This is a genomic window from Streptomyces sp. NPDC001507, assembly GCF_042894765.1.
Classification (GTDB): Bacteria; Actinomycetota; Actinomycetes; order Streptomycetales; family Streptomycetaceae; genus Streptomyces.
Map to the genome: position 1 here is coordinate 790,731 of NZ_JBIAVV010000001.1, position 12,254 is coordinate 802,984.

Consider the following 12,254-nt stretch of genomic DNA (forward strand, 5'->3'; position numbering starts at 1 on the left):
CCCATGTGCTTGGCAGTTCCCGGCAGAGTCGTGCGCATCGACGACACCGCCGATCCCCTCACCGGCCTGATCGACTTCGGCGGGGTGCAGAAGCAGGCGTGTCTGGAGTACGTGTCGGACGTCAAGGTCGGCGAGTACGTCATCGTCCACGTGGGCTTCGCCCTCCAGCGCCTCGACGAGGAGTCGGCCCTGGCCTCCCTCAAGCTCTTCGAGGAACTGGGGCTCCTGGAGGAGGAGTTCGGCGACGCCTGGCAGCAGGCGGCCCGGCAGGCGGCTCCGGAGACCGAGGGGAGCGAGGCCCGGTGAAGTACCTCGACGAGTTCAACGACCCCAAGCTGGCCCGCCGGCTGCTGGACGAGATCCGGGCCACCGCCACCCGGCCCTGGGCCCTGATGGAGGTGTGCGGCGGCCAGACGCACTCCATCATCCGGCACGGCATCGACCAACTCCTGCCGGACGAAATCGAGTTGATCCACGGGCCGGGCTGCCCGGTCTGCGTGACCCCACTGGAGTGCATCGACAAGGCGCTGGAGATCGCCGCCCGCCCCGACGTGATCTTCTGCTCGTTCGGCGACATGCTGCGGGTCCCCGGCACCGACCGGGACCTGTTCCGGGTCAAGGGCGAGGGCGGCGACGTCCGCGTGGTCTACTCACCGCTCGACGCGCTCCAGCTCGCCCGCCGCCACCCCGACAAGCAGGTGGTGTTCTTCGCCATCGGCTTCGAGACCACCGCCCCCGCCAACGCCATGGCCGTCCACCAGGCCAAACGCCTCGGCCTCGGCAACTTCACCCTGCTGGTCTCCCACGTCCGGGTCCCCCCGGCCATCGAGGCCATCATGACCGCCCCCGCATGCCGGGTGCAGGGCTTCCTGGCCGCCGGGCACGTGTGCAGCGTGATGGGCATGGCCGAGTACCCCGAACTCGCCGAGCGGCACCGGGTGCCCGTCGTCGTCACCGGCTTCGAACCGCTCGACATCCTGGAGGGCATCCGCCGCACGGTGGGCCAGCTGGAGCGCGGCGAGCACCGGGTGGAGAACGCCTACGCCCGTGCCGTGCGCGCCGACGGCAACCCGGCCGCCATCCGGATGATCGAGGAGGTCTTCGAGGTCACCGACCGCAACTGGCGCGGCATCGGCCGCATCCCCGGCAGCGGCTGGCGGCTCAGCGAGGCCTACCGCGGCTTCGACGCCGAGCACCGCTTCGACGTCACCGGCATCCGCACCGAGGAACCCGCCGAGTGCCGCGCCGGCGAAGTCCTGCAGGGGCTCATCAAACCCACCGACTGCGCGGCCTTCGGCACCACCTGCACCCCGCGCACCCCGCTCGGCGCCACCATGGTATCCAGCGAGGGCGCCTGCGCCGCCTACTACCTCTACCGCCGGATGTCCGAACCGGCGCTCCCGCGCGAGGAGATGAACCCCGTTGGCTGAGCAGACCGTCGTCGACCCCGCGAACTGGAGCTGCCCGGCACCGATCCGCGACCAGCCGGTCGTGGTCATGGGCCACGGCGGTGGCGGCGCCCTCTCCGCCGAGCTGATCGAGCAGATCTTCGCCCCCGCCTACGGCAACGCCCTCCTCGCCGGGATGACCGACTCCGCCGTCCTCCAGCTCGGCGGCGCCCGCCTCGCCCTCTCCACCGACTCCTACGTCGTACGGCCGCTGTTCTTCCCCGGCGGCTGCCTCGGCGACCTCGCCGTCAACGGCACCGTCAACGACCTGGCGATGAGCGGCGCCCGGCCCGCCTACCTCTCCGCCGCCTTCGTCCTGGAGGAGGGCGTCGAGCTGTCCGTCGTCGAACGCATCGCGCGGGCCATGGGCGCGGCGGCCGAGACGGCGGGAGTCACGATCGCCACCGGCGACACCAAGGTGGTCGAGAGCGGCCACGGGGACGGGGTGTACGTCACCACGGCCGGCGTCGGTCTGGTCCCCGAACGCGTCGACATCCGCCCGCAGCGGGCCCGGCCCGGCGACGCCGTCATCGTCAGCGGGCCGATCGGCCTGCACGGTGTCGCGGTGCTCAGCGTGCGCGAGGGGCTGGAGTTCGGCGTCGAGATCGCCAGCGACACCGCGCCGCTGGCCGACCTGGTCGCGACCATGCTGGACGTCACCCCCGACGTCCACGTCCTGCGTGACCCGACCCGCGGCGGCCTGGCCGCCTCCCTGAACGAGATCGCCCGCGCCTCGGGCACGGGCGTCCGGCTCGCCGAGCGCGCCCTTCCGGTACCGGACGCGGTCGCGGCGGCCTGCGGTTTCCTCGGCCTCGACCCGCTCTACGTCGCCAACGAGGGCAGGCTCGTCGCCTTCGTCCCGCCGGCGGACGCCGAGGCGGTGCTGGAGGCGATGCGCGCCCACCCGCAGGGGACCGGCGCGACCCTGATCGGGGAGTGCGTCACCGAGCACCCCGGGATGGTGGTGGTGTCGACCGGACTCGGGGGCACCCGGATCGTCGATCTCCCGCTCGGGGAGCAACTGCCCCGCATCTGCTGACGAGATCCCCCGAAGACGGGCGATGACCCCGCCGGTGCCCGGGACGTCCAGGGCACCGGCGGGGTCACTCGACCGCGGTGATCTCCAGCTCCCGGCCACTGCGCAGCTCGGTGGAGGGCCGGTCGCAGCGCGGGCACCAGAAGAACGGCGGCATGCCCACCGCGAACTCCTCGGCGCACGGCCCGCACCAGGCGTGAGCGGTCACCTGTTCGACGACGAGCCGGGCGCCCGCGAGGGCGGTGCCGTCGCGGGCCACCTCGAAGGCGAAGTCCAGGGCGTCGGGGACGACCCCGGACAGTTCGCCGACCCGGACGGTCACCGCGGAGACACGGTCCGCGCCGTCCGCCCGGGCCCACTCGCCGGCCTGCTCCACGATCGCGGTCGCGATCGACAGTTCGTGCACGACCGGCTCACGGATACCGGTGACCGGCGCGCAGCCCGCCGGCGATCCGCCAGATCCTCATCTCGCGCATCATGCTGGGGATCTCGGTGACGAACAGCGCCAGCAGCAGCGCGCCCACCACCGCGACCTCGGCGGTCAGGACACGCTGGGCCGCCGTACCCGTTCTCTTGCGTTGCACCTTCATGTGGTCCATTCGGTTCATGCGGGGGACTCCCTGTCGCTCTGGGTCATCCGGGCGGGATGTTCGGCATCACGTCCAGCAGCACGTCGTGCCGCTTCCAGTGGATGTTGGTCGAGCGCCGCGCGTCGGCGGTGCCGTCCGGGTGGTGTCCGGTCTGCTTCGTGTAGGGGCCCCTGTTGCCCTGGTGCATGCCGGGCACGTGGGACGGCGTGTCGGGCCTCGCCTGCGCGCGGCCGGTTCTGATGCTGCCCATGGGGTTCTCCTTTCTGCGCCTTCCGGTGTTGCCGTTCCCCGAGGCCGCTCGGCTCAGGGCCGCTCGGTGAGCTCCTCGAAGAAACGCTCCACGGCCGGCCACATCCGGCCACCGCCGGACAGGCCGCGCCACTCCCGGCGGACGACGGCGAGCATGCGGAAGCAGTCGTCGACCGGGACGATCCAGTGGTGGTCGAGGCCGTGCACGGTGTTCACCAGCAGCGCCTCGACATCGGGGGTCATGCCGGCCAGCGGGGGGCAGCCGGCGACCGCGCGCTGCCAGGCCGCCGCGTCCACCTCCCAGCGCATGGCCCCGGCCGGGCTCGGCCCCTCGGCGGTGACCGAGCCGTCAGCCCGCGGCACGAAGAAGACCAGGCCGACCGGGACCCCGAGGGCCGCGGTGTCGACCTCGGGCAGGCGGATGCGGCGGGTCGGGATCAGCCGGAACTGGCCGTCGCCCGCGCCGGTGCCGTGGCGTGCGTCGGCGAACAGCACCGAGCACGCCCGGCAGGCACAGCGGACCTCGGCCTGCCCGGTGTCGTACAGATGCGGATGGTCCTCGGACAGCGGCTCGGCGCACAGGTCGCACACCTCCGCCGCCCCGGCCGCCGGCCGCCGGTCGGCCGAGGAGCGGATGAGACGGGCCAGGGCTCCGCCGGTCGCTGTCCGCGTGGTCACCGGGCCTCCTGTGGCCGGCGCAGGGAGTCCAGGGGGACGAAGGCGGGCGCCGGGGCCTCGGGCACCGGCTGCACGTCGGCCAGCTCGGGGGCCGCGGCGAGCACCGCCTCCCGGACGGCGTCGGTCACCTCCGTGGTACCTCCGCCGCACCCCGAGCCGCAACCGCCGCCCGTGGCCAGCCGCACCCGGCCCACCTCGCCCTCCACCCCGGCCCACTCGACGTCACCGCCGCGGTCCCGCACGGCGGGGCGCAGCCGCTCGACCGCGCGGGCGGCGCGGCGCTCGGGCGGGTCCGGGTGGATGCCGTGCAGGACCATGAGGTGGTCGAGCAGCTCGTCGTCGGCGAGCCGCTCGGCCAGGGGCGCGTCCGCGTGGTCGAGGACGCGGGCGAGGGCCTCGCCGTAGACCTCGGTCAGCAGCCGTACCGCCTCGACGGCCGAGCCGCCGGTCGGCCCCGGCGCGGACTCCAGGCTCTCCAGCAGCCCGTCGAGCCGGGCCAGCCGGGACTCGACCGCCGGGCCGTCGAGCCGTCCGTCAGCCATGGTTCGCCCCGTACACCGGCGAGTGGGTGACGCTGAGCGTCTTGCCCTTGCCCGTGTACATGTGGACCCCGCACGGCAGACAGGGGTCGAAGCTGCGGACCGTGCGCATGATGTCGACGCCCTTGAAGTCGTCCGGGCCGTTCTCCTCGAAGATCGGCTGGCCCATCACGGCGTCCTCGTACGGGCCCGGGGTGCCGAACTTGTCACGCGGGCTGGCGTTCCACGGGGTCGGCGGGTACGGGTGGTAGTTGGCGATCTTCTTGTCCTTGATCACCAGGTGGTGCGAGAGGACCCCGCGCACGGCCTCGTGGAAGCCGCAGCCGATCGCCTCGTCCGGCACCTCGAAGTCCTCGAACACCTTGGTGTCGCCGGACCGGACAAGGCCCATCGCCTCGTCCAGGAACTGCAGGGCCATGGCGGCCGCGTACGCGACGAAGTACGGCCGGGCGCGGTCGCGCTCAAGCGTGTTCGACCACTTCGGGATCTTCCACTCCAGCGTGGTCTCCGGCAGCTCCGGGCCCTTGGGCAGCGAGATCCGCACGCTGCTGCCGGTCGCCTTGATGTACGGCGTGTCGACGAGGCCGCTGAGCGCGGTCGACCAGAGCCGGGCCAGCGGGCCGCCGCCGGTGTCCAGGGCGAGGTGGTCGCCGGTGCGCTGGTCGTACCAGCGGGGGCTCATCACCCAGCTGTAGTTGCCCTCGAAGTCCCGCTTCTGCGGCACCGGCAGGGTCGTCTGGTTCCACGGGTGGCGCATGTCGACGGGGTTGCCGAGCGGGTCGTGGGTGACGAACGGGTCCTCGTTGACCCAGTCCTCGTAGAACGAGGAGCCGAGCATGATCCGCAGGCCCAGGTTGATGTCGACCAGGCTGTTGGTGACCAGCTCGCCGTCGACCACGACGCCCGGGGTGACGTACATCGCCCGGCCCCAGCGCTCCATGTTCTCGTAGCGGTAGTCGACGACCTTCGGGTCCTGCCAGGCGCCCCAGCAGCCAAGGAGGATGCGGCGTTTACCCACTTCTTCGTAGCCGGGCAGCGCCTCGTAGAAGAAGTCGAAGACGTCGTCGTTCATGGCGACGGCCTTCTTCACGAAGTCGATGACGTGCATCAGCCGGCTGAGGTAGTCGGTGAACGCGGTCGGCGACGGCATGGTGCCGACACCGCCCGGATACAGCGTGGAGGGGTGCACGTGGCGGCCCTCCATCAGGCAGAACATCTCGCGGGTGGTGCGGGAGACCTTCAGGGCCTCCTTGTAGACCTCGCCCTCGAAGGGGTTGAAGGCCTTCATGATGTCCGCGATGGTCCGGTAGCCGTGGATGTCACCGCGCGGCGCGTTCGTCTTCTGCGCGCGGGCCAGGACGGTCGGGTTGGTGGCCTTGACCATCTGCTCGCAGAAGTCCACGAAGACCAGGTTGTCCTGGAAGATCGTGTGGTCGAACATGTACTCGGCCGCCTCGCCGAGGTTGACGATGTGCTCGGCCAGCGGCGGCGGCTTCACGCCGTACGCCATCTGCTGGGCGTAGTCGGAGCACGTCGTGTGGTTGTCGCCGCAGATGCCGCAGATGCGGGAGGTGATGAACCCGGCGTCGCGCGGGTCCTTCCCCTTCATGAAGACGGAGTAGCCGCGGAAGAGGGAGGAGGTGCTGTGGCACTCCACCACCTCCCGGTTGGCGAAGTCGATCTTCGTGTAGATGCCCAGGTTTCCGATGATCCGGGTGATCGGATCCCAGGACATGTCCACGATCTGCGCGGGCTTGCGCCCCTTTTGCCGGGCCTCGGTTGTCATCGGCGTTCGCTGACCTTTGCTGTGGGGGGACGGGGGTGGGGGACGGGGGTGCGGGGACTGGCCGTGGCGCGTCAGGGGCGCCAGCGCGGGGCGTAGCCGCTGGTGAGCTTGCGCTTGTTGTGGCGCCACTTCGGCTCGTGGTTGACCAGCTCGTTGGTGAAGCCGCGCAGCCGGCGGATGACCGCCCCGTACGGCTTGATGGCGAGCGAGGAGAGGGTGCCGCCGGGCGGCTCGTCCATGAACGGCATGAACGCGTCCGGGAAGCCCGGCATGGTGCAGCCGATGCAGATGCCGCCGACGTTCGGACAGCCGCCGATACCGGCCATCCAGCCCCGCTTGGGCACGTTGCAGTTCACCACCGGACCCCAGCAGCCCGTCTTGACCAGGCACTTGGGCGAGTTGTAGTCCGCCGCGAAGGTCGCCTGCTCGTAGTAGGCGGCCCGGTCGCAGCCCTCGTGGACGGTGCGGCCGAACAGCCACTGCGGCCGCAGCATGTGGTCCAGCGGCGGCGGGGGAGCGGTGCCGGCGGCGTGGTAGAGCACCCAGACCAGGGTCTCCATGAAGTTCTCCGGCTGCACCGGGCAGCCCGGGATGTTCACCACGGGCAGCCCGCCCTGGGACTTGAAGTCCCAGCCGAGATAGTCCGCGAGGCCCATGGCGCCGGTCGGGTTGCCGGCCATCGCGTGGATGCCGCCGAAGGTGGCGCAGGTGCCGACGGCCACCACCGCCCAGGCCCGGGGCGCCAGTTCGTCGATCCACTCGTTGAGGGTCTGCGGCTGACCGGTCTCCGGGTGGTTGCCGAAGGACGTCCAGTAGCCGTCGCCCTCGATGATGTTCTGGTTCGGGATGGAGCCCTCGATGACGAGGATGAACGGCTCGAGTTCGCCCCGCGCGGCCGCCCGGTACGGCGCGAGGAAGTCCTCTCCGCCCAGGCTCGGCGAGAGCACCTTGTTGACCAGGTTGACCTTGGGCATGCCCGGGATCAGGCCCAGGACCAGGTCCTCGATGGAGGGCTGGTCGGCGGCCGTCACGGAGACGGTGTCGCCGTCGCAGCTCATGCCCTCGGAGATCCAGAGGATGGTGATCTCGTCGAACCCCTGGTGCTCGCCGTCGGCCCGGCCGGCTTCGCCGGTGACGGCCGTCGTGCCGTTCTTGCTGGTGCTCATACGCTAGGCCTCCGATGGAGTGGGTCCCGGGGACGGCTCGGCAGCCGCCGCTGGGTCCGGGACGTCGGTGCCCCCGAGCGGCTCGACTTCGTCGGGCCGGAAGTAGTGGAAACGGCCGTACCACCCGTGCAGTTCGGCCGCCGGGTCGTCGTCCACGGTGACGGCGAGGTGGGTGCTGCCGTCCACGTCGTGGAAGACGGCGGCGACGGTCGCGGTCCGGCCGGCCAGGAACATGTCCTGGGCGTCGGCGCCCCTGCCGCGCGGGCGCAGCCGCACCGGGCTGCCGCCCCCGACCCGCATCCCGTCGACGAGGACGGTGTCGGTGGCGGGCGAGAGCCCGTCGTCGCCGCCCTCCTGCCACCAGGCGGGACGCGCGTTGGGGGAGGCCCCGCCGGCCGGCTCGAGGGAGCGGATGGCACCGTGCAGGCGCTCGAAGACCTCCGGCGGCATGGTGTCGACCCGGTCGAGGATCTCGGCGGCCCGCGGGTCGGTGGCCCGGGCCTCCCGCTTCTCCTCGTCCGTCAGCAGCATGGTCCGCAGGGTGAGGATCTCGTCGATCTCACCGGCGTCGTGCAGGTCGCCGGGGCTCTCCGGGGCCACCTGCGGGTGGTCGGGGAGGATGATCGGCGAGGAGAGCAGCAGGGCGGACGCCGAGCCGTCCTCGGGGGCGGTGGCGGGGGGCGGGCCGCCGAGCACCGGGAAGGTGAAGTCGTTGCGGCAGCTCCGGGCGGCCTCCTGGAGGGCCCGGCCCGGGTCGACCAGGGAGACGAACTCCGCGCCCTCGGCGCCGAGGAGGGTGTGGGTGGCGATGAGCGCGTGCCGCAGGGCCAGCTCGCGCGGGGCCTGCGGATCCCCCACGCAGCCGTCGTTCGCGGTGTGTACCCGGAGCCGGAAGAGGTCCTCGCCGAGCCGCTCGGCCACCAGGACGGTACTCGCCCGCACCTCGGCCCGGCGGCGGACGATCCGTCCGGCGCCGCCGGGCAGTTCCTCCGTGTCGGTACCGGCCGGGGAGCCCACCGCGAACCTGTGCTCGCCCTCGTCCAGCGCGGCCGTGAGGTCGGCCGCGCGGGCCACCGCCTCCTCGAAGGTCAGCCGCACGGTCCCGTCGCCGCAGGCCAGCGACTCGACGGGCCGCCCGTCGGCGTCCTCGACCTGCTTGTGCTGCAGTTGCAGATACCGCACCCGCAGCCGCACGACCGCGTCCGGCCGGCGCACCCGCAGCAGGCACTCCGTCCGCTGGTACCAGGAGTCCGCGGAACCCGACACGCCCGGTCTGACCGGCCCGTCCGCCTCCGCCCAGTCGCGGGGGAAGAGGACCCCGAACTGCCAGCGGGCACGGTTCTTCGGTGACGACCGCCGATAGGGGTAGAGGAGGTAACCCTCGTAGAGCACGGCATCGGCGACGGCACTCATCGCTTCGAAGGTCGGCACGGGACGGCCGGAGCCGTCCACCAGGGCAGTGCGGGGCGCTCTGCCGTCGACCAGTCCCTCGGCCATGCAGCCTCCTCGGATCCGTGCGCGCGCCCATACCTTCCACCACGGTCACACCGGTCACGCCCGCGCGCCTCTTCTGGGGGAGCGGGGTTGGGCCGGACGGGGGATGGCTGGGAGCGCGCCGGATCAGCGGGCGGCGGCCGTGCCGCCGTGCTGCCGGACCGGTGAGTCGACGCGAGGCCGGGGCAACGGCAACGGCAGTGGCAGCCGGGCGCTCAGGGCGCGACGAAGAGGGCGGGGAAGCGGGGACCGAGCCAGGGCTTGCGGCCGTAGGCGAACACCTGGCCCCGGGCCATGGCGAGCCACGGGTTGCGGCGGCCGAGGGCGATGAGCAGGAAGGCGACCGGGTCGATGAGGATCGTGCAGTCCGGGTGGTCGGCCGGCTCCGGTGCCACCTGTACGGCGCCGTCGGCCAGGGCGACGCCGAAGGCGCCGCCGCCACCGCGCAGCCGGACCGTGTAGCGGGCGGTCAGACCGGCGGTGGCCGTGCCGTCCGCCACGGCCGGCATCACCGAGAGCAGGAACGGCACGCACCACGCGACCCGTTCGGCGTCGATCATGTGCGGGCGGCGCACCGCGCGGGCGAGGTCGTAGCCGTGGCCCAGCATGTGGGTGAGCAGGTAGGAGGCGAGCACGGACCGGTCCATCGGGCCGAGCGGGGTCACCGGCGCCGGGCCGTCGGCCGTCGCGGCCAGCGCGTCGGCGCACCGCTCCGCCTGCTCGCTGATCATCGCCGCGAGCGGCGCCGCCCGGCGCTCGCCGAACACGGCCAGCGACTCAGCGTTGGCCGCCGCCAGGCTCTGCGGCGTACCGTCCCCGTACGGCCGTTCCCGGCCCAGGGCGAGGTCGGCCATCAGTTCGTTGGCCAGCGCCAGATGGGCCGCCGCCTCGCCGACCGTCCACCGCGATCCCGGTACGGCCCCGCCCGTGTCGGCGACCCCGTCGAGTACGGCCGTGATGTCGGCGGCGGTCCGCCGTATCGCCTGCCCGAGCCCCGCGGGCAGCGCCCCGCGCACGTCCTGCCCTGCCGCCTGATCCACGCCGCCCACCCCTGTTCTGTCGCGCGGTACCCAATCAGACGTACGGGCCGGCCACAACCCCCGTGACGATCACCGCGCCCCGAGCCCCCGCAGGAAGGTGTCGACGACCGTGTCGGCGGCCTGGGCCGCGCCGAGCTCGGGCAGCTCCCGCGAGGCCAGATGCATGAGCTGCGGCAGCAGTGAACTCGCCCAGGCGGGCGGCAGGTCGTCGCGGAGCAGCCCCTCCTCGGTGGCCCGCCGCAGGAAGTCGTCCACCTCCCGGACCAGGGCGTCGCGCCGTTCCCGGATCGCGTCGTCGGCCTTCAGCCGGGTCAACTCCACGGGCCATGTGCGGTTGACGTCGATGATCTCCTCGACGTACCGGTGCAGCGCCACGGCGACCGGGGCCTCCCGCAGCCTGGCGTTCTCGACGGCCCGTTCGACCGCGTCGTACCGCGCCTCGTAGATGGCCGCGAGCAGCTCCTCGCGGGACGCGAACCGCCGGTAGACGGTGCGCCGGTCGACACCGGCCTCGGCGGCGATCGCGGCGATGCTCGCGCCCGGATCGACGGCGAGCATACGGGCCCCGGTGGTCAGAACGGCTTCCAGATTGCGTGCTGCGTCGGCTCTCACGGGCCAGAGCATATCCGGATGTGTGGAACCTGTCTCACCTTATGACGCATGTCTGAGGCGCAAGCTTTCATAAGTGCTACATTGAAGTGGCAGATGACAGATTCGAGCCGTTCGAACCCTTCGGAGAACGCACATGATCACTTACGACCGTCTCTACATCGCGGGCTCGTGGGCGGCGCCGAGCGACCCGGCACTCCTCGAGATCCGGTCGCCGCACGACCAGTCGGTCATCGGCCGTGCCGCCCAGGCCCGGCCCGCCGACGTGGACCGGGCCGTGGCCGCAGCCCGCGCCGCCTTCGACGAGGGCCCCTGGCCGCGGACCGCGCCCGCGGAGCGGATCGCCCTCGTACGGCGGCTGAACGCCCTGCGGGAGGCCGACGCCGAGCGGATCGCCGACCTCGTCTCGGCCGAGAACGGCTCGGCCCGCTGGTTCACCCGGGCCGGCCAGCCGGGACTCACCCGGCAGGCCGAGGCCTACCTCGGGGCGGCGGAGGCGTTCGGCTGGGAGGAGACGCTGGAGTCCGCCCCGGCGGTCCGTACGGTGGTGCGCCGCGAGCCCGTCGGTGTCGTGGCCGCCGTCATCCCCTGGAACTCCCCGTTCTCGGCGGCCATGGCGAAGATCATCCCCGCGCTGCTGGCCGGCAACACCGTCGTCCTGAAGGTGTCCCCGGAGAACTCGCTGAGCATGGGGCTGCTCGCCGAACTGCTGGAGCGGACCGGGCTGCCCGAGGGCGTGATCAGCGTGCTGCCCGCCGACCGGGAGACCAGTGAGTACCTCGTCTCGCACCGCGACGTCGACAAGATCGCGTTCACCGGCTCGACCCGGGCCGGCCGCAGGATCGCCGCCATCGCGGGCGAGCAGCTCAAGCGGGTCAGCCTGGAGCTGGGCGGCAAGTCAGCCGCGATCATCCTGCCGGACGCGGATCTCGAACGGGCGGTGGCGGGACTGAAGTTCGCCTCGCTCCTCAACAACGGCGAGGCCTGCATCGCGCAGACCCGCGTCCTCGCGCCGCGCAGCCGGTACGAGGACGTGGTCACCGCCCTCAAGGACCTGGTGGAGTCGCTCAAGGTCGGCGACCCGGCCGACCCCGGCACCTTCATCGGCCCGATGGTCCGCCGGGACCAGCAGCAGCGCGTGCGCGACTACATCGAACTCGGCATCAGGGAGGGCGCGCGGCTCGTCACCGGCGGCCCGCAGGTCCCGCCGGGCCTGGAGAACGGCAACTACGTCACCCCGACCGTCTTCGCCGACGTCGACAACTCCCTGCGGATCGCCCAGGAGGAGATCTTCGGCCCGGTCCTCGTGGTCATCCCCTACGACGACGAGGACGACGCGGTGCGGATCGCCAACGACTCCGAGTACGGCCTCTCCGGCGGCGTGTGGTCCGCCGACGAGACCCACGCCCTCGAAGTCGCCCGCCGCCTGCGCACCGGCACGGTCACCGTCAACGGCGCGCCCATCTCCTTCGACGGCCCCTTCGGCGGCCACAAGGCCAGCGGCATCGGCCGCGAGTACGGCGCGGTGGGGCTCGCCCAGTACATCGAGTACAAGTCGGTGACGCTGGCGGCGTCCGGGGGCTGACGGGAGCTGCCCTGGGTGGTGGCCCGCAAGGACC

Annotated in this window: 14 protein-coding genes; 4 read left to right on the forward strand and 10 right to left on the reverse strand. The window is 72.3% G+C overall.

The annotated features are described in order from the left end of the window. The first annotated feature begins 3 nt into the window (after positions 1–3). From ACFY0K_RS03625 to hypE, 3 genes are all read left to right on the forward strand, one after another. A complete protein-coding gene (locus ACFY0K_RS03625) occupies positions 4–306 on the forward strand; it encodes a HypC/HybG/HupF family hydrogenase formation chaperone (RefSeq protein WP_352355140.1) in 303 nt (100 codons plus the stop codon). Continuing rightward, positions 303–1,430, forward strand: coding sequence for a hydrogenase formation protein HypD (gene hypD / locus ACFY0K_RS03630; RefSeq protein ID WP_390638405.1), 1,128 nt, complete (start codon positions 303–305; stop codon positions 1,428–1,430). Before ACFY0K_RS03625 ends, hypD begins: the two co-directional genes overlap by 4 nt. A gap of 67 nt (positions 1,431–1,497) precedes the next feature. Then, positions 1,498–2,487, forward strand: coding sequence for a hydrogenase expression/formation protein HypE (gene hypE / locus ACFY0K_RS03635; RefSeq protein WP_388599366.1), 990 nt, complete (start codon positions 1,498–1,500; stop codon positions 2,485–2,487). 64 nt (positions 2,488–2,551) lie between these two features. On the opposite strand, the gene hypA is transcribed toward hypE, so the two are convergent. From hypA to ACFY0K_RS03685, 10 genes are all read right to left on the reverse strand, one after another. After that, a complete protein-coding gene (hypA, locus tag ACFY0K_RS03640; protein ID WP_388713109.1) occupies positions 2,552–2,890 on the reverse strand; it encodes a hydrogenase maturation nickel metallochaperone HypA in 339 nt (112 codons plus the stop codon). Positions 2,891–2,897: 7 nt separating this feature from the next. Then, positions 2,898–3,092 carry a hypothetical protein gene (locus ACFY0K_RS03645; RefSeq protein ID WP_143063740.1) on the reverse strand — a complete coding sequence of 65 codons (195 nt, stop codon included), beginning with the start codon at positions 3,090–3,092 and terminating at the stop codon, positions 2,898–2,900. A gap of 25 nt (positions 3,093–3,117) precedes the next feature. Further along, positions 3,118–3,324 (reverse strand): hypothetical protein, encoded by a 207-nt coding sequence (locus ACFY0K_RS03650; protein WP_351960630.1) that lies wholly within the window; start codon positions 3,322–3,324, stop codon positions 3,118–3,120. 53 nt (positions 3,325–3,377) lie between these two features. Continuing rightward, positions 3,378–4,001 carry a DUF5947 family protein gene (locus tag ACFY0K_RS03655; RefSeq protein WP_390638406.1) on the reverse strand — a complete coding sequence of 208 codons (624 nt, stop codon included), beginning with the start codon at positions 3,999–4,001 and terminating at the stop codon, positions 3,378–3,380. Beyond that, complete coding sequence (locus ACFY0K_RS03660) at positions 3,998–4,543, reverse strand: NifU family protein (protein ID WP_388599210.1); 546 nt, start codon at positions 4,541–4,543, stop codon at positions 3,998–4,000. The genes ACFY0K_RS03655 and ACFY0K_RS03660 overlap by 4 nt, the downstream gene beginning before the upstream one ends. Continuing rightward, positions 4,536–6,326, reverse strand: a complete 1,791-nt coding sequence (locus ACFY0K_RS03665) for a nickel-dependent hydrogenase large subunit (RefSeq protein WP_351960633.1) — start codon at positions 6,324–6,326, stop codon at positions 4,536–4,538. Before ACFY0K_RS03665 ends, ACFY0K_RS03660 begins: the two co-directional genes overlap by 8 nt. A 71-nt stretch (positions 6,327–6,397) precedes the next feature. Next, positions 6,398–7,492 carry a hydrogenase expression protein HypE gene (locus tag ACFY0K_RS03670; protein ID WP_351960634.1) on the reverse strand — a complete coding sequence of 365 codons (1,095 nt, stop codon included), beginning with the start codon at positions 7,490–7,492 and terminating at the stop codon, positions 6,398–6,400. 3 nt (positions 7,493–7,495) lie between these two features. Beyond that, positions 7,496–8,989 (reverse strand): hypothetical protein, encoded by a 1,494-nt coding sequence (locus tag ACFY0K_RS03675; RefSeq protein ID WP_390638407.1) that lies wholly within the window; start codon positions 8,987–8,989, stop codon positions 7,496–7,498. A 212-nt stretch (positions 8,990–9,201) separates the two neighbouring features. Further along, the gene (locus ACFY0K_RS03680) at positions 9,202–10,026 is read right to left on the reverse strand and encodes a maleylpyruvate isomerase family mycothiol-dependent enzyme (protein WP_390638408.1); all 825 of its coding nucleotides are present in this window, start codon (positions 10,024–10,026) and stop codon (positions 9,202–9,204) included. A 69-nt stretch (positions 10,027–10,095) separates the two neighbouring features. After that, the gene (locus ACFY0K_RS03685; RefSeq protein ID WP_351960704.1) at positions 10,096–10,584 is read right to left on the reverse strand and encodes a TetR/AcrR family transcriptional regulator; all 489 of its coding nucleotides are present in this window, start codon (positions 10,582–10,584) and stop codon (positions 10,096–10,098) included. 187 nt (positions 10,585–10,771) lie between these two features. Between ACFY0K_RS03685 and ACFY0K_RS03690 the strand changes: the two genes are divergently transcribed. Beyond that, a complete protein-coding gene (locus ACFY0K_RS03690; RefSeq protein WP_351960636.1) occupies positions 10,772–12,220 on the forward strand; it encodes an aldehyde dehydrogenase in 1,449 nt (482 codons plus the stop codon). Positions 12,221–12,254 lie beyond the last annotated feature (34 nt).

Bases quoted from the DNA above. Each gene is read 5' to 3' on its own strand.
- ACFY0K_RS03690 (WP_351960636.1), top strand. From the start codon at position 10,772: ATGATCACTTACGACCGTCTCTACATCGCGGGCTCGTGGGCGGCGCCG.
- ACFY0K_RS03665 (WP_351960633.1), bottom strand. From the start codon at position 6,326: ATGACAACCGAGGCCCGGCAAAAGGGGCGCAAGCCCGCGCAGATCGTG.
- hypE (WP_388599366.1), top strand. From the start codon at position 1,498: ATGGGCCACGGCGGTGGCGGCGCCCTCTCCGCCGAGCTGATCGAGCAG.
- ACFY0K_RS03685 (WP_351960704.1), bottom strand. From the start codon at position 10,584: ATGCTCGCCGTCGATCCGGGCGCGAGCATCGCCGCGATCGCCGCCGAG.
- ACFY0K_RS03660 (WP_388599210.1), bottom strand. From the start codon at position 4,543: ATGGCTGACGGACGGCTCGACGGCCCGGCGGTCGAGTCCCGGCTGGCC.
- ACFY0K_RS03675 (WP_390638407.1), bottom strand. From the start codon at position 8,989: ATGGCCGAGGGACTGGTCGACGGCAGAGCGCCCCGCACTGCCCTGGTG.
- ACFY0K_RS03645 (WP_143063740.1), bottom strand. From the start codon at position 3,092: ATGAACCGAATGGACCACATGAAGGTGCAACGCAAGAGAACGGGTACG.
- ACFY0K_RS03650 (WP_351960630.1), bottom strand. From the start codon at position 3,324: ATGGGCAGCATCAGAACCGGCCGCGCGCAGGCGAGGCCCGACACGCCG.
- ACFY0K_RS03670 (WP_351960634.1), bottom strand. From the start codon at position 7,492: ATGAGCACCAGCAAGAACGGCACGACGGCCGTCACCGGCGAAGCCGGC.
- ACFY0K_RS03625 (WP_352355140.1), top strand. From the start codon at position 4: ATGTGCTTGGCAGTTCCCGGCAGAGTCGTGCGCATCGACGACACCGCC.